This window comes from Kribbella sp. NPDC020701 (assembly GCF_055562215.1).
This window is the reverse complement of sequence record NZ_JBVHFT010000001.1, coordinates 1-24,313: the sequence shown is the minus strand read 5'-3', so window position 1 is coordinate 24,313 and position 24,313 is coordinate 1. Positions and strand designations below refer to the sequence as shown.

Below are 24,313 nucleotides of genomic sequence, written 5' to 3'. Positions count from 1 at the left end.
CCGGTCGCAGGCTGGTCAGCGGGCCCAGGTCCGGGCGACACGCTCCGCAACCGCCGCCAGCGAGCCGTGCGGATCCGCGAAGGCCCGCTCCTCCCCCACCGCGTCGACCAGCGAGTACGCCGACTCGACGCCCATCGTCCGCATCTCGCGGGAGCCGATCTGGACCTTCCCGGCCAGTACGACGCACGGCCGCATCGCGTCGTTCGCGACCTTCGCCACACCCGCGATCACCTTGCCGTCGCGGGACTGGAAGTCGAACGCGCCCTCGCCGCTGAGCACCAGATCGACGCGGGAGGCCTTCTCCTTCAGCCCGGTCAGCTCCGCGACCAGGTCGATGCCGGACACCCGTTCGGCGCCGAGCAGCAACAGAGCGTAGCCGAGGCCGCCCGCAGCACCGGCGCCCTTCTTGTCCGCGGTCTTGCGGTCCGCCAGTTCGGCAAAGTGCGTCAGCCAGCCGTCGACCGCGGGTTTGCGGTCGTCGGTGATCCCCTTCTGGGTGCCGAACACGTTGGTCGCGCCGCGCAGCCCGAGCATCGGGTTCTCCACGTCACTCGCCGCGACGAACTCGATCCCCGCCATCCGCGTCCGAGCCGGCTCGAGATCCACCGAGGCCAGCCCGGCGAGCCCCGCAGCACCGCCGTCCAACCGGCCGCCGCTCGCACCGCCCGCCTGGCCACCATCCACCGCCTGTCCACCAGTCGCGGTCGCGCCGAGGGCGGCGAGCAGGCCTGCGCCGGCGTCGTTCGTACCGGATCCGCCGAGGCCGAGGATGATCCGCTTCGCCCCGGCGTCCACCGCGGCCGCGATCAGCTGACCCACGCCGTACGTCGTCGCGTCCTCGGGCCGGCGGTCCTTCGGTTCCACCAGGTGCAACCCACACGCCTGCGCGGTCTCGACGTACGCCGTCTCGCCCGCGAGCAGCACGGTCGCCGGGGTGTCGCCGCCGAGTGGCCCGCGGACGGTCACCGACAGCAGCGTCCCGTCGACGACCGCGGACAGTACGTCGATGAAACCGGGACCCCCATCGGCCATCGGCGCCACCAGCACCTCGGCCTGCGGATCGCGCCGCCGCCACCCTTCCTCGATCGCCGCGGCCGCCTCGACGGCGGTCAGCGTCCCCGCGAACTTGTCCGGCGCAATCAGGATTCGCATGCCGACATCCTCCCGCACGGCCTGCGTTGACGTACGCCGGTGCCACCAGTTGGATCGGCAGATGAAGACGATCCTGTTCGCGCTCCGGGTCAGCGACCTCGACCGTTCGCTCGTGTTCTACCGGGCGGTGGGCTACACCGAACTCGGCACCGTGCCGCTCGAGGACGGCTCCAGCCTGGTGTGGCTGAAGCTCGACGACGAACCCGCGGTCTCGCTCGAACTGGTGCATCGGCCGGCCGACGGACCGGTCGAGGTCCGCGGCTTCGAACACTTCGCCATCGAGGTCGCCTCGCTCAGCGCCACCATCGAGCGCCTGGCCGCGGCCGGCCTCGAGCCCGCGCCGCCCGAACTCCCCGGAGGACCCGACGGCCCGAAGACCTCGTGGCTCACCGACCCCGACGGCTACCGGTTCGAACTGGTCGAATGGCCTCCTGGCGGAGCGCCGACGCCCTAGACATCACGACCTGTTCGGGCGGGTGATCAGGTCGGGCGACAGCTGCCAGAGCAAGCTGGCGCCGACCAGCGGCACGAGGTTCCACGTTGCGGTCGCGCGACCGTCGGCGACGGTGATCCGCACCCGGCTGGGAGTGGTGATGACGTAGAGGTCGGCAACGAAGACCTCACCCTGCCAGCCGCCGGACGCGACGACCGGTCGGCCGAACGGGCGGCTCTCCCGCCATTCACCGTGCCCGACTTCCACCGCGAACGTCGTGCCGTCCGCTTCCAGCCGCACCGACCAACCGTCCGGCACGGCTTCGAGCGACAGTCGCGATCCAAGGGGTAGCGCAGCATCCTCTGTCGGTCCGTCGACGACCGCGATGGCGCTGTGCTGCGGCCGATGATCACCGATGACCAGAGGCAGCGCGAGGCCGCGCATTCGATCGCCGAGCTTCGAGTCCAGCCCGTGGTCCACCGGCTGGTCGATGGCCGGGAGCAGACAGTCCCAGACGCCATCGAGTACGGCCTGCGCGTCCGTCACGGCAGCCGTGATCGCGACGACCAGGTCCGCGCTCGGTACGACGAGGCACAACTGCCCCATCGCGCCGTCGCCGCGGAAGCCGTGGCGCGACATCCAGAACTGATACCCGTAGCCCTGCAGCCAGTCCGCCGTACGGGAGTCGTCGTCGGACAGCACGGTCTCGACGTGTTTGCGGGTGGCCAGGTCGATCCACCGCCGCGACACCAGTTGCCGATCGCGCCATCGTCCGCCGCGCAGCAGCAGTTCGCCGAACGCAGCCACTGCCTCGGTGGTGAGGTGCAGCCCGTGGAAGCCGAAGGTGGCACCGCCGGCGACGCGCTCCCACTCCGCGACGGTCACTCCCATCGGTGCGAACAGCCGCTCGTGTACAAGGTCGGGCAGGGTACGGCCGGCGACCCGTTCGACCATCCGGGCCAGGAGGAAGGTGGTCGCGTTGTTGTACTGGTGCAGCGAGCCGACCGGGTCGTTCGGCTCGATCCGGAGGAAGCCGCGGACCAGATCGGTCGGTTCGAGGTCCCAGGCATCCTCGAGGAGATCGTGCGTGTGACCGGTCGACATGCTCAGCAGGTGGTGAACGGTGAGCTCTGCGGACCGTGGCGGCACCGGCTCGGGTACGTGCTCGGGCAGAACGTCGACCACACGATCGTCGAGCGCCAGCAGGCCGTCGTCGACAACGAGTCCCACCGCGATCGCCGTGAACGACTTGGTCAACGAGTAGAGCAGGTGTGGTCGGTCGGCCGAGTACGGCGTCCACCAGCCTTCGGCGATCACCTGCCCGTGCCGGAGCACGACCACCGAATGACATTCGAGCGCCTGCTCGTCCCACCGGTCCAGCAACGCCATCAGTCCGGCCGAATCGACGCCTTCGCCGGCTGGTGTGGAGCGGGGCAGCAGCGGACTCTGGCTCATTCCGCCGATTCTCGACCCCCGTCGACGAAGTGACCACCGGATTCTCGGGCGGTGCGGTCAGCGGCGGAGTAGTCGACGGAGGACGAGGGCGACGACCGCACCGATCAGGTACGGGCGGGCGCGTCGAGCCAGGACGGGCAGCATTGTCGCCGCGAGGTTGAGCGCCCCAGCACTGGAAGATGCTGCTTCAGTAGACGGCTCCGGAGGTGTGGTGGATGCGGTGGCCGGCTCACTGACCGAGGCTGGTTCTTCCAGTTTGGTGGCGAGGCAGGCGGTGAACTTGTCCAGGAGTTGGTTGGAGACATCCTGGATCAGACCGCGGCCGAACTGGGCGGGCCGACCGGTGATGACGAGGTCGGTGTCAACAGTGACCTCGGTGGCGTCCGTCCCGGATGCGGTCAGCTGGGCGGTGACCCGCGCGGTCGCGGTGCCGTTGCCGCGGCGGTCCTTGCCCTTGGCCTCGATCACCGCATGGTGCTTGTCCTGGTCGCGTTCGACGAAGCTGCCGTTCCCGGTGTACTGCAACGCCACCGGCCCGAGCTTCACCGTGCACGAGCCGGTGAACTCGTCACCGTCGTACGTCGTCAGGGTGGCGCCGGGAAAACACGGCACCACCCGTTCGAGGTCGTTGAACGCGGCCCACGTCTGCTCGATCGGAGCCGGTACGACGAACTTGTGCTCCAGCCTCATCCGGTACCTGCCGCGGCCAGGACCGCCCGCCGGGTGAGCACCGTCGCCAGGTGCCGGCGGTAGTCCGCATCACCGTTGAGGTCGGTCACCGGAGACGTCCCGTCCGCCGCCCGGGCCGCGGCCTCCCGCACCGCCTCGGCGGTCGCCGGCCGGCCGATCAGCGCCTCCTCGACCGCGGTCGCCCGGATCGGCGTCGACCCCATGTTGCCGAGCCCGACGCGTGCCTCCGCGATCGAGTCACCGTCCAGCCGGACGGCCGCCGCGACGGAGACGATCGACCACGCCTGGGCGACCCGGTTGAACTTCTCGTAGTGCGCTCCCCAGCCGGTGTACTTCGGCACCCGGACCTCGACCAGCAGCTCGTCGTCGGCGAGCGCCGTACTGAACACCCCCTGGAAGAAGTCCGGCGCGGCGACGGTACGACGACCGCCGGGCCCGGCGATCACGAACGACGCGTCGAGCGCGACCGCCACCGCGGGGAGATCACCGGCTGGATCGGCGTGCGCCAGCGAGCCGCCGAACGTGCCGCGGTGCCGGATCTGCGGATCCCCGACCGTTGCCGTTGCCAACGAAATCAGCCGGGCATGCTCGCCGACCAGCGGATCGGACTGCACCGCGCTGTGGGACGTCATCGCGCCGATGACGATCGCGTCCCCGTCGTCACGGACGCCTTGCAGTTCGCCGATCTTCCCGAGGTCGACGATCGTCTCGGGCGCAGCCAGCCGCAACCGCAGCACCGGCATCAGGCTCTGGCCACCCGCCAGCACCTTCGCGTCGGAGTGCTCGCGCAGCAACCCGACCGCCTCGTCCACCGATGACGGGCTGAAGTACTCGAACGCCGCGGGAATCATGACTGCGCTCCTTCCTGCAACGCCTTCCACACGCGGTACGGCGTACAGGGCATCGGCACGTCCGTCACACCGAGGTGCCGGACCGCGTCGATGATCGCGTTGACGACCGCCGGCGTGGACGCGATCGTGCCGGCCTCGCCGACGCCCTTCACCCCCAGCTGGTTCGTCGTCGCCGGAGTCTCGGTCCTTGCCGTCTCGAAGCTTGGCAGATCAGGCGCGCCCGGCAGCAGGTACTGGTCGAACGATCCGGTGACCAGGGTCCCGGAATCGTCGTGGACTGCCTCCTCGAACAGCGCCTGCGCGATGCCCTGCGCCAGACCGCCGTGCACCTGCCCCTCGACGATCAGCGGATTGACGACCACTCCGACATCGTCGACGCTCACATAGGACCGGATCGTCACCGCACCGGTCTCGGTGTCGACCTCGGTCGCACACAGATGCGTCCCGTGCGGGAACGAGAAGTCGTCCGGGTCGAGCGTCGCGTCGGCGTCCAGGCAGCCTTCCGCGGAACCGTCCAGCTTGTGCCCCTGGAACACCGCGAAAGCGAGCTCGGCCATCGTCATCCCCGACTCCGTGCCGCGAACGCCGTACCGGCCGCCCGAGAACTCCAGGTCATCGACATTCGCCTCGAGCAGCTGGGCCGCGATCGGCTTCGCCCGCTCGATCACTTTATCGGCCGCGGCGAGCACCGCCATGCCACCGACCGACAGCGATCGGGAGCCGTAGGTGTCCAGGCCGCGGGCGGCGATCTGCGTGTCACCGTGCAGAACCTCGACGTCCTCGAAGGCGACGCCCAGCCGGTCGGCGACCAACTGGCTCCACGCCGTCTCGTGCCCCTGGCCGTGCGGGCTCGTTCCGGTGATCACCTCGACCTTGCCGGTCGGCAGCATCCGGACCGCCGCGTGCTCCCAGCCGCCGCCGACGTACCCCATCGAGCCGAGCCAGCGCGACGGCGCCAGCCCGCACATCTCGGTGTACGTCGAGATCCCGATTCCGAGCTGGACCGGGTCGCTGGACTCGCGCCGCTTCAGTTGCTCGGCGCGCAGAGCGTCGTACCCGAACAGTTCCTTGGCCTTCGCGGTCGCGGCCTCGTAGTTGCCGGAGTCGTAGCGCAGCCCGGACACCGTCGCGAACGGGAACTCCTCGTGCTTGATCCAGTTCCGCTCGCGGATCTCCAGCGGGTCCACGCCGACCCGGACCGCGAGCTCGTCCATCAGCCGCTCGATCGCGTACGTCGCCTCCGGCCGGCCGGCGCCGCGGTAGGCGTCGGTCCAGGTCTTGTTGGTGAAGACGTTGGTGATGCCGAGACGGTACGACGGGAACTTGTAGATGCCGTTGTACATGAACGCCCCGAGCAACGGGATCGCCGACGTGACGAGACCGAGGTAGGCGCCCATGTTCGCGATCAGGTCGACCTTGAGCCCGGTCACCGTGCCGTCGGCGTTCGCAGCCAGCGTGAGCTTCTGCCACTGGTCCCGGCCGTGGTGCGCGGCCATCAGCGACTCGGATCTGGTTTCGGTGTATTTACAGGGCTTTCCGGTCCGGCGGGCCGCGATGACCGTGAGTACTTCCTCCGGCGTGAACTGGAGCTTGCCGCCGAAACCACCGCCGACGTCCGGCGCGATCACCCGGATCTTGTTCTCCGGGATGCCCAGCACCAGCGCGATGAAGATCTTCACGAAGTGCGGCACCTGGGTCGACGACCAGACCGTCATCTGTTCGGTGGTCGGATCGACGACGATCGAGCGCGGTTCCATGAACGCCGGGATGAGCCGCTGCTGGCGGATCTCCTTCTCGATCACGATCCCGCCGTCGCGGGCCGCCGCGATCGCCGCGTCCACGTCGCTACCGGTACCGGCCTCGGCCGAGTCGTAGGACCAGACCGCCGACACGTTCGTCCCGAGGTCCGGGTGGGCGATCACCTCGTCCGCGGCCGCGGACCGCAGGTCGAGCGCGGGTGTGAGCTCCTCGTAGTCCACGTCGACCAGGTCGGCGGCGTCGTTCGCCTCGGCCGCGTTCCGGGCGACCACCATGGCAACGATCTCACCGGCGAACGCGACATGGTCGACCGCCATCGACGGGTGCACCGGGGCCTTCTGATCGGGGACGACGGCCCATGCGTTCGGCAGCGCGCCCTGCTCGTCGGCGATGTCCGCGCCGGTCACTACGGCGACCACTCCGGTAGCAGCGCGGGCTGCCTCGGTGTCGATGGCGGTGATCCGGGCGTGCGCGAACGGGCTGCGGACCATCGCGACGTGCAACATGCCGGGCAGGACGATGTTGTCGGTCCAGCGGGTCCGGCCGGTGATCAGCCGGGCGTCCTCCTTGCGCCGGCGCGGCGCGCCGACCTCGGTGGCCGGGCGGTCCTCGGTGGTGGTCATGAGGCACCTCCAGCAGCCGCCGCGGCACGGACGGCCTTGACGATGTTCTGGTAGCCGGTGCAGCGGCAGAGGTTGCCTTCGAGCCCGAGCCGGACCTCGTCCTCACTCGGATTCGGATTGTCGGCCAGCAGGTCGAGGGATTGCATGATCATGCCCGGTGTGCAGTATCCGCACTGCAGAGCGTGGTTCTCGTGGAAGGCCTGCTGCATCGGGTGCAGCTGCCCGTTCGTCGCGAGACCCTCGATCGTGGTCACCTCATGGCCGTCGGCCTGGACCGCGAACAGTGAACAGGACTTCACGCTCCGCCCGTCCAGGTGGACCGTGCAGGCGCCGCAGTTGCCGGTATCGCAGCCGACCACGGTTCCCGTCTTTCCCAGTTGCTCGCGCAGGTAATGCACGAGCAGCGTGCGCGGCTCCACGTCGTCCGTGAAGCTGCTTCCATCGACCTTCACCGTGATCCGGGTCATGCCCCGCCTCCAGATGGTCAGCAACCGCCGTACCCCGATCGTGCTCCGGTGTGATGTCGACCACAAGAGATGGCTGTTGCTTCCGTCAACGCCGGCGCGGGTCAGTGGTGGATCGGTCCGGAGTTCGCCGACAGCGGGTGGCCGGAGCCGGACCAATGGTGAGCGATGATCTCGGCGGCGATGCTGACGGCGGTCTCCTCCGGCGTACGGGCGCCGAGGTCGAGGCCGATCGGGCTGGAGAGACGGGTCAGTTCCGCATCGGTGAGACCGGCCTCGCGGAGGCGCTTCAAGCGGTCGTCGTGCGTACGCCGCGAGCCCATCGCGCCGATGTACGCGACGGCCGGCAACCGGAGTGCGACCTCCAGCAGCGGTACGTCGAACTTCGGGTCATGGGTGAGCACACAGATGACGGTCCGCTCGTCGAGCCGGCCCGCCGCGGCCTCGGCGCCCAGGTAGCGATGCGGCCAGTCGACGATCACCTCGTCGGCCGACGGGAAGCGCGAAGCGGTCGCGAAGACGGCGCGCGCGTCGCAGACCGTCACGCGATATCCCAGGAAGGATCCGAGCCGCGCCACCGCCGCCGCGAAGTCGATCGCGCCGAACACCAGCATCCGCGGCACCGGCGCGTACGACGACACGAAGACCCGCATCCCCTCGCCCCGCCGCTGCCCGTCCGGCCCGTACTCCAACGTCTCCGTCCGCCCGTTCGCCAGCAACCCGCGAGCATCGTCGACCACCGCGTCGTCGGCCCGCTCCGAGCCAAGACTCCCGGCGGCCGGCCGGCCCTCCGGTCTGACCACGAGCCGTCGCCCGACCCGCTCCGGATCCGGATGCGCGACCACGGTCGCCACCGCAACCGGACGTCCCGCGTCGATGTCCGCCGCCACCTCGGCGAGCTCTGGGTACGACGTCCTGTCGACGCGCTCCACGAACACGTCGATGATGCCGCCACAGGTCAGTCCGACCGCGAACGCCGACTCGTCGCTCACGCCGTACCGCTGCAGGACCGGCTCGCCGGACTCGAGGATCTCCTCGCCGAGTTGGTACACCGCGCCCTCGACGCAGCCGCCCGACACACTGCCGACCGCCTCGAGGCCGGGACCGACCAGCATCACCGCTCCCGGCGGTCGCGGCGCGGACTCGAAGGTCGCCACGACGGTGCCTACGGCAACCGACTCCCCCGCGGTCCACCACGTCATCAACCGCTCGAGCACCTCACGCATCGGCGACCACCTCCAGAAGGTCCGCGAAGCTGGCCAGGCTGTGCCCGGCGACGAGTTCGTCGACATGCGGCAGGACGGCAACGATCCCGGCCTGCACCGGCAGGTACCCGGGCTTGCCCCGATGCGGATTCAGCCAGACCACCCGATGCGCCAGGCTGGACAGCCGCCCCAACTGCGCACCGAGCAACGCGGCGTCACCGCGCTCCCATCCGTCACTGCACACCACCACGACAGCACGTCGCGCCATCCCCCGCTGCCCCCACCGATCCAGGAACACCTTCAGCACCTCGCCAAGCCGAGTGCCACCCGACCAATCAGGTACGACATCCCCCGCGGACCGCAGCGCGACCTCCGCATCGCGGCGACGCAGCGCCGGGGTCACCCGCGTCAGCCGGGTGCCGATGGTGAAGACCTCCACCGATCGCGGGGCTTGCTGGACCATCGTGTGCGCGAGCCGCAGCAGGCTGTCGGCGTACGGGCGCATCGAGCCGGAGACGTCGATCAGCAGGACAACCCGCCGCGGGCGCGAGCCGCGCCGGCGGTAGTGGACGCGGGCCGGCTCGCCGACCTGTCGCAGCTGGGCGCGGAGCGTCCGCCGGGGATCGATGTCGCCGCGATGGGACGGACGCCGGCGGACAGCCCGTCGTACCGGGACCCGGGGCCGGAGTGTGCCGAACAGTCGCGCCAACTCGGCCCGATCGCTCGGCGACAACTCAGCCACGTCGCGGTGCCGGAGGACTTCCGTCGTACTCGCGAACACGTTGATCGACTGGTCGCCATCCTCCCCCGCGGCGGTGTCGTCGGCGTCGAGCGCGGCCTGCACAGAGGCTTGCGGCGTACGGCGGACTGTCCCGCCGGTCCGCTCGCCGGAGAACCAGGCCGCGAACACCTCGTCGTACCGGGCCTGGTCGTCGGGTCCACCGCACAGCGCGGCCCGGCCGGCCCAGTAGACGTCCGCGGTGACCGCTGCGTCGAGGGTGGCGACCGCTTGGAGGAAGAGGTGGACGCGGTCGGCGGTCACGTGCAGACCCGCGTGCCGGAGGGCCGACGCGAAGCCGGCCAACGCGAGGTCCGGTGCGGTCATCGTTGCGTCAGCTCCCCAGCAGCCGGTCGAGCGACTCGCGGACCCGGTCCGTGTCCTCGCGGTACTTGAGCACCGCGCCGAGCGTGGCGGCCGCGGTCTCCACGTCGAGGATGTCCGTCCCGAGCGCGTCGAGCGCGCGGGCCCAGTCGAGGGTCTCGGCAACACCGGGCGGCTTGAGCAGATCGAGCTCGCGCATCCGCTGCACCGACCGGGCGACCTGTTCGGCGAGCCGGTGCGACACGTCCGGCAGCCGGGTCCGGACGATCTCGACCTCGCGGGCCAGACCGGGGTGGTCGATCCAGTGATAGAGGCAGCGCCGTTTCAGCGCGTCATGGATCTCCCGGGTGCGGTTGGACGTGAGGACGACGATCGGCGGCACGTCGGCGGTGATCGTGCCGAGTTCCGGGATCGTCACCTCGTTGGTCGAGAGCACCTCGAGCAGGAACGCCTCGAACTCGTCATCGGCGCGGTCGATCTCGTCCACGAGCAGTACGGCGGGACTCTCGCGAAGGGCCCGCAGGACCGGGCGGGCGAGCAGGAACCGCTCGTCGAACAGGCTCTTCTCCACCTCTTCGACGACCGCGTCGGAACTGGTCGCCTCCACGGTGCGCAGGTGCAGGATCTGGCGCGGGAAGTCCCAGTCGTAGAGGGCTTGGGACGCGTCGATGCCCTCGTAACACTGCAGCCGGATCAGCTGTACGCCGAGCGCCTCCGCGAGCGCGCCGGCCAGCGAGGTCTTGCCGGTGCCGGGCTCGCCTTCCAGCAGCAGCGGCCGGTGCAGGGCGAGCGCCAGATAGCCGACCGTGGCCAAGCCTTCGTCGGCCAGATACCCGGTCCCACGAAGACGCGCGGCAAGCTCACCCGCGGAACCGACGGCGTTCATCTGACCAGAATCACCCGCGCGCCCGACGTTGCCAAGGTCAGCCCGCGCGATGCCCGTCCGGCAACTGGTCGACCGTATCCACATCAGCCCCCTCCGCGAGATCCCCACACTCGATCTCCACGACTGGATGCTCCCGCAGGTACACGCGTGCCCCCGCATCCCCCTCAGCCGTCGCGATCACCCCGTCCCAGTGCTGTTTTGCCAACAGCACCGGATGTCCCGGGAGCCCGTCGTACACCGCTCGCGCCAACCCGGAGTCGTCCGCCGCGACCCGGCGTACGGCCTTGATTGTCAGCCCAGGAACATCGACAGGGACGACCAGTACGGCGTCGGCGCCGGCCACACCCGCTGCCTCCGGCCCGGCGGCGGACCGCAGGGTCGTCAGCCCGGCGCGGAGCGAGGCTCCCATGCCTTCCGCCCAGTTGGTTGCGTCGACAACCTCGACCGGCTCGTCGGCGAGCTCGGCTCGGACCTGGTCGGCGGCGGCTCCAACGACGACCAGGATCGGCGAGCATTCGGCGGCGGCGAGCAGGCGGACGACACGGACGACCCACGCGACGCCGGCCGGGTCGCGGACGAGCGCTTTCGGGCCGCCCATCCGGCGGCCGGCCCCGGCGGCGAGCACCAGTCCTGCGATCTTCACTCTCGGAGGGTACCGATTTCACAGTCTGGGCAGTGACGTGTACCACGCGGTCGCGGACGCTCGGCGTGGCACGATATCTGACGTGACGACGATCGCAGATGGCGCGAAGTCCCTCCCGCTGCTGTTCCTGGGGCAGAATACCGACCCGCACTCCGAGCGCGGTGTCGAGTGCCCGGGAGCGCTCCCGCCGGCCTCCGACCCCGATCTGGTCGAGCGGGCGCTGAAGGCGAAGGCGGCGCTGGGTGACCAGGTGTTCGTGCTCGGGCACCACTACCAGCGCGACGAGGTGATCCAGTTCGCGGACGTCACCGGTGACTCGTTCAAGCTCGCCCGGGACGCGGCCGCCCGGCCGGACGCGCCGTACATCGTGTTCTGCGGTGTGCACTTCATGGCCGAGTCCGCCGACATCCTCACCAACGACCAGCAGACCGTGATCCTGCCGGACCTCGCGGCCGGGTGCTCGATGGCGGACATGGCGCGGATCCAGCAGGTCGAGGCGGCCTGGGACGCGCTCGCCGACGCCGGTGTCGCGGACGTCACCGTGCCCGTCACGTACATGAACTCCAGCGCCGACATCAAGGCGTTCTGCGGGCGCAACGGCGGCGCGGTGTGTACGTCGAGCAACGCGGACACCGCGTTGGAATGGGCCTTCGAGCAGGGCGAGAAGGTGCTCTTCCTGCCGGACCAGCACCTCGGGCGCAACACCGCCGTACTGAAGATGGGCATCTCGCTCGACGAATGCGTCGTGTACGACCCGCACAAGCCGGGTGGCGGTCTGACCCGTGAGCAGTTGGCCGCGGCGAAGATGATCCTGTGGCGCGGGCACTGCTCGGTGCACGGCCGCTTCACGGCCGCCTCGGTGGACGACGTACGCGCGCGCATCCCCGGCGTCAACGTGATCGTGCACCCCGAGTGCCGGCACGACGTCGTCACGAAGGCGGACCTGGTCGGCTCGACCGAGTACATCATCCAGACCCTCGAGACGGCCGAACCCGGCACGTCGTGGGCCGTCGGCACCGAACTCAACCTGGTCCAGCGCCTCGCCAAGCAGCATCCCGACAAGAACATCGTGTTCCTCGACAAGGCCGTCTGCTACTGCGCCACCATGAACCGCATCGACCTCCCGCACTTCGTCTGGGCCCTCGAAAACCTGGTCGCCGGCCACGTCGTCAACCCCATCAAGGTCGACCCCGACACCGAGAAGTACGCCAAACTAGCCCTGGACCGCATGCTCGCCCTTCCCGGCAAAACCGCCCGCGACTAGGGGCTACTGGGAGACGCGGGCTGGGGCGTACCAGGCCGCCAGGATGTCGGGGAGGCGGTCGGGGCCCCAGCGGTCTACGGGGGTGATGCGGCCTTGGAGGGAGGCCAGGCCCTTGGCCAGTTCGCCGACTACGTCGCCTCGCCAGGGGACGGTGACGCCTTCGCCGGGGCCGACGATGACGGCGGGGCCGCCGCGGTCTACGCAGACCACGGGGCAGCCGGAGGCCAACGCTTCGGTGACAGCCCAGCCGGCGGCTTCGCGGAGGGCGGGTGCCAGGAGGGCGTCGGCGCGGAACATGGCTGCGAGGACGTCCTCGCGAGGTAGCTGGCCCATGAACTCGACGCGGTCGCGGACACCGAGCTCCTCGGCCAGCCGCTCCGCGCGGCGCCAGTCGGGGCCGTCGCCGATGATGCGGAGCTCCCAGTGCGAGGCTTCCGGGCGGGCGAGCGCGCTGATCCCGAGCAGCACGCCCTTCCACGGGATCAGCCGGCCGACGAACAACGCCGTCTTGATGCCCGGGGCACCGAACGGCTCGTACGGCCCGGACGCCGTGAACCGCCGGATCGCCACGTTCGGCTGCACCACGATCTCGCGCGCGTACGGGCGGAACGCCTCGGCCACATCGTTGTTCTGAGCAACCATCAGATCGGCGCCGCGAGCCAGCTTCCGGCCCGTGACGCGACGCCGGAGCCCGGTGTACGTACGCCGTACCAGCTCGGCCACCACCCCGCGCGGCCCGAGCCAGTGCGCCATCGACAACGGCGCCGTGGTCGACCCGCCGACCGGTCCCCAGATCACCTTCGCCGACGACTCCTCGACCACGCCGGCCGCCATCCAGTCGACCGCGAACGTCAGGTGGTGGATGACGTCGAACGAATGCTGCGCATGGAGCTGCCGGGCGGTACGACGCGCCAGCCCCTGCCAGAGCGGGTAGTACCAATAGACGTCCGACGGCCGCCGACGCAAGCGCAGAATCCACCGCGGCAGCTCGAGCGGTACGACCGTCAGCGCCGGAACCGGCCGGATCGCCAGCTCCTCGGCGATCTCGTGCGCGAACTTGCCGCGGGTCAGCAGCCACACGTCGTGGTCCCGCGCGGCAGCTTTCGCCCAGGCCCAGCCGGCCCCCGGCTCGGAGCCACCCTGCGGCCGGCAGGCGTACGCGCTGAGCAAGACCTTCGGCCGGGCCGACATCAGCTCATTCCCTCCAGGAGCCTGCGCAGATCGGTGCTGGACGTCGAGGCGGTGTACGGGAAGTAGTGCACCTGCGCACCGACCTCACCGAGCAGCCTCTCCAGTCTCATCCCCTTCTCGGTGCCCTTCCAGTCATCACCTTTGAAGAGAATGTCGTAGCGGAGCTGTTTCCACATCTCGAATTTGTCGCTGGACCAGTCGCTGACCACCTCGTCGACCAGGCCGAGCGCGCGGACGACGTCCATCCGCTCGTCGTGCGGGACCACCGGCGGCCGGCCCTTGATCCGGGCCACCACGTCGTCCTCGACGACGCCGGCGATCAGGTGGTCGCAGTGCTCCCGGGCCCGGCGCAGGATGTTCAGATGACCGATGTGGAACATGTCGTAGACCCCGGGCGCGTAACCGACGGTCCCCATCAGGCCGCCACCCCCAGAGCCGACATCTCCCGGTACCACTTCGCGATCGCCGCGGCCAGGAACAGCAGGTTGGCGACGAGCAGAGCGCCGTACAGGACGACGAACAGCGACGGCGTACCGAAGGTCAGGAAGACCAGGCACAGCACACCGTAGTCGGTCGGTGCGATGAGCAACGACTTGGCGACGGAATCCCCGCGCTCGTTGGGCTTCTGGGTACCGCCGTGCCGCCGGCGCAGCTGGTCGATCAGGATCAGCCCGAAGAACAGCACCGACGACAGGCAGACGTAGGCGAGCGGGACCAGCAGCAGCGCCTCGTTGCTGAAGGCATCGAAGCGGAAGAACGAGATCAGTACCGCGCTGTGCAGCAGGACGATCTTGATCGAGTCGATCATGTGGTCCAGCCACTCGCCGAGCGGTGACCCACCGCCGCGCAACCGGGCCAGCTGCCCGTCCGCGGAGTCGAGGCCGTACCCGAGCACCAGCAGCGCCGTCACCGCCAGCGCGAGCGTCAGCGACGGACGGACCAGAGCGACCAGGACGATAGCGGCCAACGAACAGAGGCCGGAAGCCACGCTGACCTGGTTCGGCGTCCGGTGCCCGAGGAACGCGGCCGCGGCGAACACCCGGCCGATCCGCCGGTTGATGAACCGCGAGTACGCCGGCGTTCCCGCCGACGGCTTCTGGGCCCGGGACAGCTGCCCGACCGTCTCCCCCAACCTACTCATGCGACGGAGCTACGGGACTGGCGCTGGTCAATGGCGGCGCGCAGGATCGGGCTGCGGGAGTCGCGGCCGAGCGGCAGGACGGTGATCAGCTCGGCCGGAATCCCGTCGAGCTCCTCCAAACCCAGCACGCCGTCCAGGCGACTCGCAGCGAACATCGTCCGAGCCCCGAGTACGCCGGTCAGCCACTCCGGTCGCACGCCGTCCACCATGACCACCTCGTCGACACACCGCAGGTGCTCGATGATCTGGACCCGCTCGACAAGTGGCACGAACGGCCGCTGACCCCAGGCGTCGATCGCCCACTCGTCGGTCAGCACACCCACCACCAGCCGGTCGCAGACCCGGCGGGCCCGCTCCAGCACGTCGACGTGGCCGACGTGGAACAGGTCGAAGACCCCGGCCAGACATCCGATCCGCGACAAGCTTCCATCCCCCAGAAACAACTCAGCCCCCTGCGGCCCTCTTGGAGAGCTCTGTGTCGATGTGCCCGAGGTGACGCGGCCCCCCACGTCAGCGGCGACTTTATACCGTTCGCGCACGACCCACCCACCGTCCCCGCCGAGTCCGGCCGCTGTCCGCGTGCCGGGCGATCGCATCGGTGTAAATCCTCTCCGTGGCCGCGAGGTCACGCTCCGGGGTGAAGCGGTCGAGATAGACCTGTCGGGCTCGCTCGCCGAAGGTTATCGAAGTCTGGGGATCAGCCACCAACCCGATTGCCTTCCGCAATCCTTCCGGATCGCCAGGCTGGGTCAGGGCACCGGTTTCCCCGTCGTCCACCAGTTCCGCGAGCGCACCGAGCCGGGACGCGATCACCGGGACGCCGTGCGCGAACGCCTCCACCACCACGAGACCGAAGGTCTCATAAGAACGCGCGGGTACGACGACGGCGCGCGCGGACCGCACCACGTCCATACCGGCGGCCCACGGTAGTTGACCAAGCACCTGAATCGACGAGTCGTTCCTGGCTCGTTCCTCGGCCTCCGCCCGCAGCGGGCCGTCGCCGACGACGACCAGCTTCCCGAGCGACGAATCCCAAGCCTGCAACAGATCGGCGAACCCCTTGTCCTCCTCCAGTCGCCCGAGGAAGACCACAGCCTCCCCCGCGCCAGTCCGCACCGCGCCGGAGTGCGGCACCGCGTGCGGCTTCACCACGAACAACTCCGGGTCGTAGCCGGCCGCGACGTACCGCTCTTTGACGAACTCGGACGGCACGACCAGCGTGGTGACGTACCGCTGCCAGGTGTGCAGGGTGTTGTGGACGCCGATGCTGGTGGCCAGCGGCAACGTCTGCGCGCGGGACTCGCGGTAGCAGCCGTGCCGGACCGCGGCCCACGGAAGCTTGCCGACACAGGACTCGCACGGCCCGCCGTCACGTTGCAGGACAGCGTTGGCACAGAGCAGCCGGAAGTTGTGCAGCGTCGCCACCACCGGCAGGTCCAGCCGGTGCGCCGCCCGCAGCACCGAGGCGCTGAACAGCGGGAACGTGTTGTGGATGTGCACCACATCGGGCCGCTGTTCCTGCAATAGAAGTGTTAAATCGCGTTCCGCCGAAAATGACCAGACGGAGCGGAACGGTAACAGTGCGCGATCTTTTCGGCTCATCGCGGCGATATCGTCGCTGTCTCGCGCGTACAGGTCGATCTCATGTCCTGAGTTACGCAGTAAATCAACCGTTTGCGCGACGACGGTGTTCTCGCCGCTGGGTTGACCGGTCCGGTAACGGTTGTGCAACATGGCGACCCGCATGGCACTACCTTAAGTCTCGCGGCGGCTACACCTGGTTTCAGGGAGAGCAGTGCATTGAGGAAGTTGTGGTTCGCAGCGCTTATCGCCGCTGCGCTCGCTGTCGTTACGGTCGCACTCCCGGTCATCGCGAATGAGAACAACGCGACCACCGCGGCCAGGTCGCGCGCCGTCAGCGATCGGGACGTGTCCGGTGTGCTCCCCTCACACCGTGTCCCCAGGACGACCGGCGCCCCGCCGGTGACCACAGCTCCGAAGGCCACCCGCACGGCCCCGTCGAAGCAACCCACCACGACGCGGCCGAGCACCCCGAAGCCGACGCCGACCACCACCCCCACGACGACCGGACCGACCATCCCCACCGTCGACTCCGACGAGGCCGGTCCGGCCGTCGCTGGTCCGTGCAGCGGCGTGGTGATCAAGCCCGGTGACAACGCCCAGTCGATCGTCAACGCCAAGCCCGCGGGTACGACGTTCTGCTTCGCCACCGGAGTGCACCGGATCGGCCAGACCATCCGCCCGAAGGCGAACCAGGTCCTGGCCAGCGCGGACCGCGCCGTCCTGACCGGATCGGTTCCGCTGACCGATTGGACCGCATCCGGTGCGTCCTGGGTGACGCGCGGCGCGCTGCCGGCGGCGTACGGGATGAGCGGGCAGTGCGAGGACAACAAGGCGAACATCTGCTACCTGCGCGAGCAGGTCTTCCTCGACGGCGCGCACCTGACTCGGGTCGGGAGCGCCTCCGCGGTCAAGACCGGCACCTTCTACGCCGACTACGCGGCGAACGCGATCTACCTGGGCAGCAACCCGGCCGGGCACGCGGTGGAGATGTCGAAGACGGCGACCGCGATCGAGTCCGGCGCGACCGGCGTGGTCGTGCGCGGCCTCACCATCGAGCACTTCGCCAGTGCACCGCAGGCCGGCGCCCTCGTGTCCGGTCCCGGCTGGAAGGTGACCGCGAACGACGTCCGCTGGAACCACGCCGTCGGCGTGATGCTGGTCCAGGCGAACAACACCAAGGTGGACAAGAACCTGATCCACCACAACGGCCAGCTCGGCCTCGGCCAGTACAGCTCGGCCGCGGCGGCCGTGACCCGCAACGTGATCAGCTCCAACAACACCGACGGCTTCTGGATCGCCGACTGGGAGTCCGGCGGCATCAAGTCGACCCGGTCGTCGGGCACGGTCAGCGGCAACGTGATCAAGGCCAACAAGGGCATCGGGATGTGGGCCGACGTCGCCGACGACGCCCGGGTGATCAGCTCCAACCAGATCGTCGACAACGCCGCGGACGGGATCCGCTACGAGATCAGCCGCAACGGCACGATCGAGAACAACACGATCAGCGGCAACGGCTTCGGCACCGGCCGCGGCTCCGGTACGTCGCTGTGGGACGGCGGCGGGATCAATATCAACACCTCGTCCGCGGTCACCGTCCGCGGGAACAAGGTGTCCGGCAACGTCAACGGCGTCACGATCCAGTCCCGCACCCGCGGCACCGGCCCGTGGGGTACCTACCTGCTGCGCGACATCAGCGTCACCGGGAACACGATCGAGATGACCGGCGGTACCCAGGCGACCGGCATGGTGCAGAACTCGGGCTCCCCGATCCCGGCCGGTGAAGTCGTGTTCAGCGGCAACAAGTACGTGCTCGACGCGCTCGGCGCGCAGCGCTTCGCCAAGGCCGGCACGAAGCTGACCGCGGCCGGCTGGCGCGAGGCCGGGCTCGACACGATCGGCAGTTTCCTCGCGAACTGATCGCTTGCCGAACGCAACATAATTGTGCGGAAGGTATTGCCTTGACTACGTGAGGTAGTAGTAGTCTGCGGAGCAAAGCCGCGCCATGGGGGGTGCGCTCAGGGCTCACCTGTGCCACCGGAGGCTCCGCTCTATGAAGACAGCTACTGCGTTTCTGGCGATCGTTGCGACCGGCACCTTGACCGTTGCCGTCAGCTCCTTACCCGCGAACGGCTCGCCGATCTCCGCCGACGACGTGATCCCCGGCATCCTGGCCGACGATCCGGCGACGACGCCACCCGCCGCCACCACTCCTCCCCCGGCCGACGGCACCTTCCGGTCCGGTCCGTCGCAGGCGCCGGCCTGCTCGGGCGTCACCATCACGACCGCCCAGGACGCCGCCCACGTCGTCGAGGACGCGCCGGCCGGGACGACGTTCTGCTTCACCGGCGGCTGGCACCGGATCAGCGAGACCATCCGCCCGAAGGCGAACCAGGTGCTCGCCAGCGACAAGGGCGCCGTACTCACGGGATCGGTCAGGCTGACCAAGTGGTCGGCGAACAACGGTGACTGGGTGACCACGGGAGCCCTGCCCCCGGCGTACGCGAAGACCGGGCAGTGCGAGGACAACACGGCGAACATCTGCTACCTGGCCGAGCAGCTCTTCCTGGACAGCAAGCACCTGACCCGGGTGGCAACGCGCGACAAGGTTGCCCCCGGCACCTTCTACGCCGACTACGCGGCGAACGCGATCTACCTGGGCAGCAACCCGGCCGGGCACGGGGTGGAGATGTCGAAGACGCCGACCGCGATCGAGTCCAGCGCCACCGGCGTGACCGTGCGCGGGCTCACGATCGAGCACTTCGCCACCCCGCCGCAAGGCGGTGCGGTGGTGCTCGGCCTGGGCTGGAAGGTGATTGCCAACGACATCCGCTGGAACCACGCGGTCGGCGCGATGCTCGTGAACGCGGACGGCGCCGTCCTCGAGAGGAATCACATCCACTCCAATGGCCAACTCGGAGTCGGGCAGTACAGCACGCTCAAGGGGACCATCTCCGCCAACGAGGTCAGCTACAACAACACCGACGGCTTCTGGATCGCGGACTGGGAGTCGGGCGGGATCAAGACCACGTGGTCGAGCGGTGGCTGGGTGACCGGCAACCTGATCCAGTACAACCGCGGTGTCGGGCTGTGGAGCGATGCGTACGACGACGGCCGCACGTTCAACAGCAACCAGATCCTCGACAACGCGGCGGACGGGATCCGCTTCGAGATCGGCCGCAACGGCGTGATCGAGGACAACGTGATCAGCGACAACGGCTTCGGCACCGGCCGCGGCTCGGGGACGTCGCTGTGGGACGGCGGCGGGATCAACGTCAACACGTCGTCGAACGTGCAGGTCCGTGACAACGTGGTCGCGAACAACGTGAACGGCATCTCGATCCAGTCCCGCACCCGCGGGTCCGGCCCGTGGGGGACGAACGTACTCCGCGACATCGTTGTCTCCGGCAACAAGGTGACGATGCGCGGCGGCACCACCGCGACCGGCATGGTGCAGAACGCCGGCGCCGTCATCCCCGCCGGTGAGGTCACGCTGAACAGCAACACCTACATCCTGGACAGCCTGGCCGCCGAGCGGTTCCAGAAGACCGGCCAGTGGTACACCGCCCAGCAGTGGCGCCAGGCGGGTCAGGACACCTCGAGCGCGTTCACGATCGGGAAGGCGATCCTGGACGACGCTACCGGCGTGCTGACGACAGTGCGCTGACGTGCTCGATCAGCAGGTCGCGGAAGACCGCTGAGTCGCGCAGCTCCGGCGTGAAGACGGAATCCACGGCCAGCAGCGCGTCGACCACGGCGGCCGGCTCTGTCGCCCCCGCGAGGGCGGCCTTGAGCCGGTCCGCCTGGGGATCGTCCACGGTCGGGGTCTCGAGCACGTAGACCATCCACGCGGCGACGGCGAGCGAGATGACCCGCGGCTCGGCGCCGGCCGCGAGGCGGTCGCGGACGGTTCCGAGCATTCGGACCGGCAGCTTGACCGAGCCGTCCATCGCGACCTGCGTGGTCCGATGCTTCAACGCCGGGTTGGCGAACCGCTCCAGCACGGTCGCGCCGTACGCGGCCAGGTCGAGGCCGTCCGGCGGCGTCAGAGTCGGTACGACGTCCTGGGTCATCAGTTCGCGGGCCAGGGCCGACAACTCCTCGTCGCGGACCGCCTCGGCGATGGTCTCGTAGCCACGCAGCGCACCGAGGTACGCGAGCATCGAGTGCGTGGCATTGAGCATCCGCAGCTTGGCCTGCTCCCACGGCGCCACGTCCGCGGTGAGCACCGCACCCGCGCTCTCCCACGCCGGACGGTCACCGGCGAAGTCGTCCTCGATGACCCATTGCAGGAACGGCTCCGCGACCACCACGGCCTCGTCGCGTACGCCGAGCAGCCGAGAAGCCTCCTCGCGGTCGGCTTCGGTCGTCGCCGGCACGATCCGGTCCACCATGCTGGCCGGGAACCGGGTCGCCTCGAACACCTCGGGGACCTTGCCCAGGGCCTCGAAGTAGTCGGTCACCAGCTTGCGCAAGAAGGGGCCATTGGCAACCAGGTTGTCGCAGGACACGATCGTCAGCGGCTCCACCCGCCGGGCCAGGCCGGCGGCCAGCTGACCGACAACGGTCCGCGGCGGCCGACCGGTCAGATCCGCCTGGATCTCGGGATCGTTCAGATCGAGCCCGGTCCCGGTCGCACGGTAGCCCTTCTCCGTCACCGTCAGCGTGACCACGGACACCGCCGGGTCCGCGATCCGGGCGACCACCACTTCCGGGTCCTCCGGTGCGGTCAGGACCTCACGGATGCTCCCGATCACCTGGACCGACGGATCTCCCAGTCCGCGCTCCAGAACGGAGTACAGACCGTCCTGGGGTGCGAGCTGGTCCCGGACCGTTGCGGAGCGCTGGCTCACGCCGGTGATCCCCCACCGTGTCTCGCCGCTGACGACCGCGGCCCGCTCGGTGACCACGGCCTGGTGGGCACGGTGGAACGCACCGAGCCCGAGGTGGACGATGCCGACCGACAACGCGCGCGGGTCGACCTCGGGGGCGACGGGGAGGTTGGTGAGACTCAGCCTGCTCAAGCTCGGACACCTTTCACTTGGTTCGTTCTGGGTCACTTGGTTCGTCTGGGTCACCTGGTTCGTGCTTCGTCCTGTGTCACCAGGTTCGTGCTGTATCACCGGGTTCGTGCTGGGCGAAGGTCGGGTGCGGGGCCGGTGGAGTCGCGGACGATCAGCTCGCCGTGCAGGGTGCCATGGGTGTCGACCGAGCTGTCGGGATCGTCGAGCAGGGCCAGCAGGAGCTCGACCGCGATCCGGCCGGCCTCCTGTTTCGGCAGCCGGACAGTGGTCAGGGCCGGCCGGGCCATCCGGGACATGGCGATGTCGTCGACACCGACCACGCTGAGGTCACCGGGCACCGAGATGCCACGGGCGTGCAACCGGGCCAGCAGCCCGATCGCGACCAGGTCGTTGTAGGTGACCACGGCGGTCGCACCGGTCGCGACGACCTGGTCCGCCGCCGCCATGCCACCTTCGTAGGTCGGCGCGAAGTTGCCGACCGGACGCAAGGTGGCGCCGTGTTTCTCGACAGCGTTGCGCAGGCCGAGGCCGCGGTGCTGGGTCGACCAGGAGGTGACCGGTCCGCCGACCCAGGCGATCCGGCGATGGCCGAGCGCGACGAGGTGGGCGACGGCGCGCCGCATGCCCTCCTCGTTGTCGAAGGTGACGCCGGGGATGTTCTCTGCCGCGCGGTTGACCAGGACGACGTTCGTGTCCTGGGCGATCGCGGTCAGGTCGGCGTCACTGGCGCGGGGTGAACACAGGATGATTCCGTCGACCTGCTTGGACAGCGCGCGGACCAGCCCGACCTCGGCCACCGCGTCCTCGTCGGTGTCGGCGACGAAGACGGCGACGTCGGACCGGCGGGCGCGGGCCTGCACGCCTTTGGTGACGCTGGCGAAGAACGGGTTGGCCAGGTCGGGCACGACCAGGCCGATGGTGCCGGTCCGGCCGGTGATCAGGCCGCGAGCGGCGCGGTTCGGCTGGTAGCCGAGCTGCTCGACCGCGGCGGCCACCCGGGCGCGGGTGGCGGCGTTGACCATCTCCGGCAGCGAGAGCGCCCGGGACACGGTGGACGGCGACACGCCCGCAAGCCGCGCCACATCACGAATCGTCGCAGGCATGGTCACCTCCTCGGGCCCTGAGTCTGCAATCGGTTGCAGTCTAGTGTCAAGCTCACGGAACAGCGCGCCATATCCTCCTTGTGGACAAGCACTTGTGCGGTCAGAACACCACTGCAATCCTTTGCAGAGTTCGTTGCAGTCGATACTCTCCCCGGAGGACCCATGCCGAAGGCCCTGCAGCCTCATCCGGACCGCGCCCTGCCGGCCGGCGAGGCCCGCGACGTCGCCCGCCGGATCCACGCCTCGACCAAGGACCTGCCGCTGCTGTGCCTGCACGGTCACGTCGACATCGGGCTGTTCGCGACCGACGCGCCGTTCGGTGACCCGGCCGAGTTGCTGGTCGTCCCGGACCACTACGTCACCCGGATGCTGATCTCCCAGGGCATCTCCCCCGACCGCCTCGGACTCCCGCGCCGCGACGGCACGACGAACGCCGACCCGCGGGAGATCTGGCGGGAGTTCTGCTCGAACTGGCACCTCTTCCTCGGTACGCCGAGCCGGTACTGGATGGAGCACGAGTTCGCCGAGATCCTCGGCCTGACCGAGCACCCGTCGGCCGAGACCGCGGACGAGCTGTACGACCAGATCTCCGCGCGGATCGCCGAGCCGGAGTTCCGGCCGCGGGCGCTGCTCGACCGGTTCGGGATCGAGCTGATCTCCACCACGGACGCGGCGACCGACGACCTCGCCCAGCACGCGAAGGTCGCGGCGGATCTGCCCGGCCGGGTGGTCCCGACCTTCCGTCCGGACGCCGTCGTCCACCTCGACCGGGCCGGCTGGCCCGACCTGGCCCAGCAGCTGGGCGCGTTGGCCGACGTCGACACCTCGACGTACGACGGGTATCTGCGGGCGATCCGGCAGCGGCGGCAGGCGTTCGTCGCGGCGGGCGCGCGGGCGACCGACCACGGGCACCTGAGTGCGGCCGCCGTGCCGCTGTCGGATGCCGAGGCGGCACGGATCTACGCGGGTGCGTTGAAGGGTGACGTGCAGGCCGACGACGCGGCGGCGTTCGCCGGCCACATGCTCTACCAGTCGGCGGTGATGTCGGCCGAGGACGGGCTGGTCATGCAGCTGCACCCCGGTGTGCTGCGGGATCACGATCCGGCGATCCATGCGACGTACGGGCCGGACCAGGGGCACGACATCCCGGTGCCGACCGAGTTCACCCGGTCGCTGCGGCCGTTGCTCGAGCGGTTCGGTCACGCTTCCGGCTTCCGGATGGTGTTGTTCACCGTCGACGAGACGGTGTACTCACGGGAGCTCGCGCCACTGGCCGGTGTGTATCCGGCGGTGCGGCTCGGGGCGCCGTGGTGGTTCCTGGACAGCCCGGACGGGATGCGCCGGTTCCGCGAACTCGTCACCGAGACCGCCGGCTTCTACAACACCTCCGGCTTCGTCGACGACACCCGGGCGTTCCTGTCCATTCCAGCCCGGCACGACCTGGCCCGCCGGATCGACGCCGGCTACCTGGCCAACCTGGTCGTCCAGCACCGCCTCGACGAAGACGACGCCTTCCAGGTCGCCAAGGACCTGGCCTACAACCTGGCCCGGGATACCTACCTGACCTAACCCGCCCACCTCCCCAGCAGCCCCCCGCTGCCGACCCCCAACGACAACCCCCGGGACCTCAGACACCCTTTCGGGACCCCGCATGTCGCCTGCCATGAGCATGGGACCGGGCTGACCGGTTTTCTGCCAGGTTCATGGGACCACCTGGGTTGCCAGTCATGGGACCACCCGGCGCGCC

The 24,313-nt window shown here is 69.5% G+C and carries 22 protein-coding genes; 5 read left to right on the top strand and 17 right to left on the bottom strand.

Annotated features, from left to right (window positions below; translation table 11 throughout):
• Positions 1-15 precede the first annotated feature (15 nt).
• Complete coding sequence (locus tag ACZ3HV_RS00110; protein WP_465679469.1) at positions 16-1,152, bottom strand: glycerate kinase family protein; 1,137 nt, start codon at positions 1,150-1,152, stop codon at positions 16-18.
• 61 nt (positions 1,153-1,213) lie between these two features.
• On the opposite strand from ACZ3HV_RS00110, the gene ACZ3HV_RS00105 reads away from it, so the two are divergent.
• Positions 1,214-1,606, top strand: coding sequence for a VOC family protein (locus ACZ3HV_RS00105; RefSeq protein WP_465679468.1), 393 nt, complete (start codon positions 1,214-1,216; stop codon positions 1,604-1,606).
• A gap of 3 nt (positions 1,607-1,609) precedes the next feature.
• Here ACZ3HV_RS00105 and ACZ3HV_RS00100 read toward each other — a convergent pair whose 3' ends face one another.
• From ACZ3HV_RS00100 to ACZ3HV_RS00060, 9 genes are all read right to left on the bottom strand, one after another.
• The gene (locus ACZ3HV_RS00100) at positions 1,610-3,040 is read right to left on the bottom strand and encodes a serine hydrolase domain-containing protein (RefSeq protein WP_465679466.1); all 1,431 of its coding nucleotides are present in this window, start codon (positions 3,038-3,040) and stop codon (positions 1,610-1,612) included.
• A 57-nt stretch (positions 3,041-3,097) separates the two neighbouring features.
• A complete protein-coding gene (locus tag ACZ3HV_RS00095; RefSeq protein WP_465679465.1) occupies positions 3,098-3,730 on the bottom strand; it encodes an SRPBCC family protein in 633 nt (210 codons plus the stop codon).
• The gene (locus ACZ3HV_RS00090; protein WP_465679464.1) at positions 3,727-4,581 is read right to left on the bottom strand and encodes an FAD binding domain-containing protein; all 855 of its coding nucleotides are present in this window, start codon (positions 4,579-4,581) and stop codon (positions 3,727-3,729) included. The genes ACZ3HV_RS00095 and ACZ3HV_RS00090 overlap by 4 nt, the downstream gene beginning before the upstream one ends.
• Positions 4,578-6,962 (bottom strand): xanthine dehydrogenase family protein molybdopterin-binding subunit, encoded by a 2,385-nt coding sequence (locus ACZ3HV_RS00085; RefSeq protein WP_465679462.1) that lies wholly within the window; start codon positions 6,960-6,962, stop codon positions 4,578-4,580. The genes ACZ3HV_RS00090 and ACZ3HV_RS00085 overlap by 4 nt, the downstream gene beginning before the upstream one ends.
• Entirely contained in the window at positions 6,959-7,429 is a 471-nt protein-coding gene (locus tag ACZ3HV_RS00080) for a (2Fe-2S)-binding protein (RefSeq protein ID WP_465679461.1), read from the bottom strand. Before ACZ3HV_RS00080 ends, ACZ3HV_RS00085 begins: the two co-directional genes overlap by 4 nt.
• 101 nt (positions 7,430-7,530) lie before the next feature.
• A complete protein-coding gene (locus tag ACZ3HV_RS00075; RefSeq protein WP_465679460.1) occupies positions 7,531-8,652 on the bottom strand; it encodes an XdhC family protein in 1,122 nt (373 codons plus the stop codon).
• Complete coding sequence (locus ACZ3HV_RS00070) at positions 8,645-9,736, bottom strand: vWA domain-containing protein (RefSeq protein ID WP_465679459.1); 1,092 nt, start codon at positions 9,734-9,736, stop codon at positions 8,645-8,647. Before ACZ3HV_RS00070 ends, ACZ3HV_RS00075 begins: the two co-directional genes overlap by 8 nt.
• Before the next feature lie 7 nt (positions 9,737-9,743).
• Positions 9,744-10,619, bottom strand: a complete 876-nt coding sequence (locus ACZ3HV_RS00065; protein WP_465679458.1) for an AAA family ATPase — start codon at positions 10,617-10,619, stop codon at positions 9,744-9,746.
• A 37-nt stretch (positions 10,620-10,656) separates the two neighbouring features.
• Positions 10,657-11,262, bottom strand: coding sequence for a nucleotidyltransferase family protein (locus ACZ3HV_RS00060; RefSeq protein WP_465679457.1), 606 nt, complete (start codon positions 11,260-11,262; stop codon positions 10,657-10,659).
• Positions 11,263-11,344: 82 nt separating this feature from the next.
• Between ACZ3HV_RS00060 and nadA the strand changes: the two genes are divergently transcribed.
• On the top strand, positions 11,345-12,526 hold the full coding sequence (gene nadA, locus ACZ3HV_RS00055; protein ID WP_465679456.1) for a quinolinate synthase NadA: 1,182 nt from the start codon (positions 11,345-11,347) through the stop codon (positions 12,524-12,526).
• Positions 12,527-12,529: 3 nt separating this feature from the next.
• Here nadA and ACZ3HV_RS00050 read toward each other — a convergent pair whose 3' ends face one another.
• The 5 genes from ACZ3HV_RS00050 to ACZ3HV_RS00030 all read right to left on the bottom strand — a co-directional run bounded on the left by ACZ3HV_RS00050 (position 12,530) and on the right by ACZ3HV_RS00030 (position 16,604).
• Positions 12,530-13,717: a glycosyltransferase gene (locus ACZ3HV_RS00050; RefSeq protein ID WP_465679454.1), complete on the bottom strand. Its 1,188-nt coding sequence runs from the start codon at positions 13,715-13,717 to the stop codon at positions 12,530-12,532.
• On the bottom strand, positions 13,717-14,133 hold the full coding sequence (locus tag ACZ3HV_RS00045; RefSeq protein WP_465679453.1) for an FAD synthase family protein: 417 nt from the start codon (positions 14,131-14,133) through the stop codon (positions 13,717-13,719). The genes ACZ3HV_RS00050 and ACZ3HV_RS00045 overlap by 1 nt, the downstream gene beginning before the upstream one ends.
• Positions 14,133-14,858 (bottom strand): CDP-alcohol phosphatidyltransferase family protein, encoded by a 726-nt coding sequence (locus tag ACZ3HV_RS00040; protein WP_465679451.1) that lies wholly within the window; start codon positions 14,856-14,858, stop codon positions 14,133-14,135. Before ACZ3HV_RS00040 ends, ACZ3HV_RS00045 begins: the two co-directional genes overlap by 1 nt.
• Positions 14,855-15,280: an adenylyltransferase/cytidyltransferase family protein gene (locus tag ACZ3HV_RS00035; protein ID WP_465679450.1), complete on the bottom strand. Its 426-nt coding sequence runs from the start codon at positions 15,278-15,280 to the stop codon at positions 14,855-14,857. Before ACZ3HV_RS00035 ends, ACZ3HV_RS00040 begins: the two co-directional genes overlap by 4 nt.
• A gap of 100 nt (positions 15,281-15,380) precedes the next feature.
• The gene (locus tag ACZ3HV_RS00030; RefSeq protein ID WP_465679449.1) at positions 15,381-16,604 is read right to left on the bottom strand and encodes a glycosyltransferase family 4 protein; all 1,224 of its coding nucleotides are present in this window, start codon (positions 16,602-16,604) and stop codon (positions 15,381-15,383) included.
• 237 nt (positions 16,605-16,841) lie between these two features.
• On the opposite strand from ACZ3HV_RS00030, the gene ACZ3HV_RS00025 reads away from it, so the two are divergent.
• Positions 16,842-18,359, top strand: a complete 1,518-nt coding sequence (locus tag ACZ3HV_RS00025; RefSeq protein WP_465679448.1) for a right-handed parallel beta-helix repeat-containing protein — start codon at positions 16,842-16,844, stop codon at positions 18,357-18,359.
• A 133-nt stretch (positions 18,360-18,492) separates the two neighbouring features.
• A complete protein-coding gene (locus tag ACZ3HV_RS00020; protein ID WP_465679446.1) occupies positions 18,493-20,106 on the top strand; it encodes a right-handed parallel beta-helix repeat-containing protein in 1,614 nt (537 codons plus the stop codon).
• Here the strand turns inward: ACZ3HV_RS00020 and ACZ3HV_RS00015 are convergent.
• Together ACZ3HV_RS00015 and ACZ3HV_RS00010 are read right to left on the bottom strand one after the other, a co-directional pair.
• A complete protein-coding gene (locus tag ACZ3HV_RS00015) occupies positions 20,078-21,463 on the bottom strand; it encodes a mannitol dehydrogenase family protein (protein WP_465679445.1) in 1,386 nt (461 codons plus the stop codon). The genes ACZ3HV_RS00020 and ACZ3HV_RS00015 overlap by 29 nt on opposite strands.
• 95 nt (positions 21,464-21,558) lie before the next feature.
• The gene (locus ACZ3HV_RS00010; RefSeq protein ID WP_465679444.1) at positions 21,559-22,566 is read right to left on the bottom strand and encodes a LacI family DNA-binding transcriptional regulator; all 1,008 of its coding nucleotides are present in this window, start codon (positions 22,564-22,566) and stop codon (positions 21,559-21,561) included.
• 162 nt (positions 22,567-22,728) lie between these two features.
• Between ACZ3HV_RS00010 and uxaC the strand changes: the two genes are divergently transcribed.
• Positions 22,729-24,135: a glucuronate isomerase gene (uxaC, locus tag ACZ3HV_RS00005; protein ID WP_465679443.1), complete on the top strand. Its 1,407-nt coding sequence runs from the start codon at positions 22,729-22,731 to the stop codon at positions 24,133-24,135.
• The last annotated feature ends 178 nt before the right edge of the window (positions 24,136-24,313 follow it).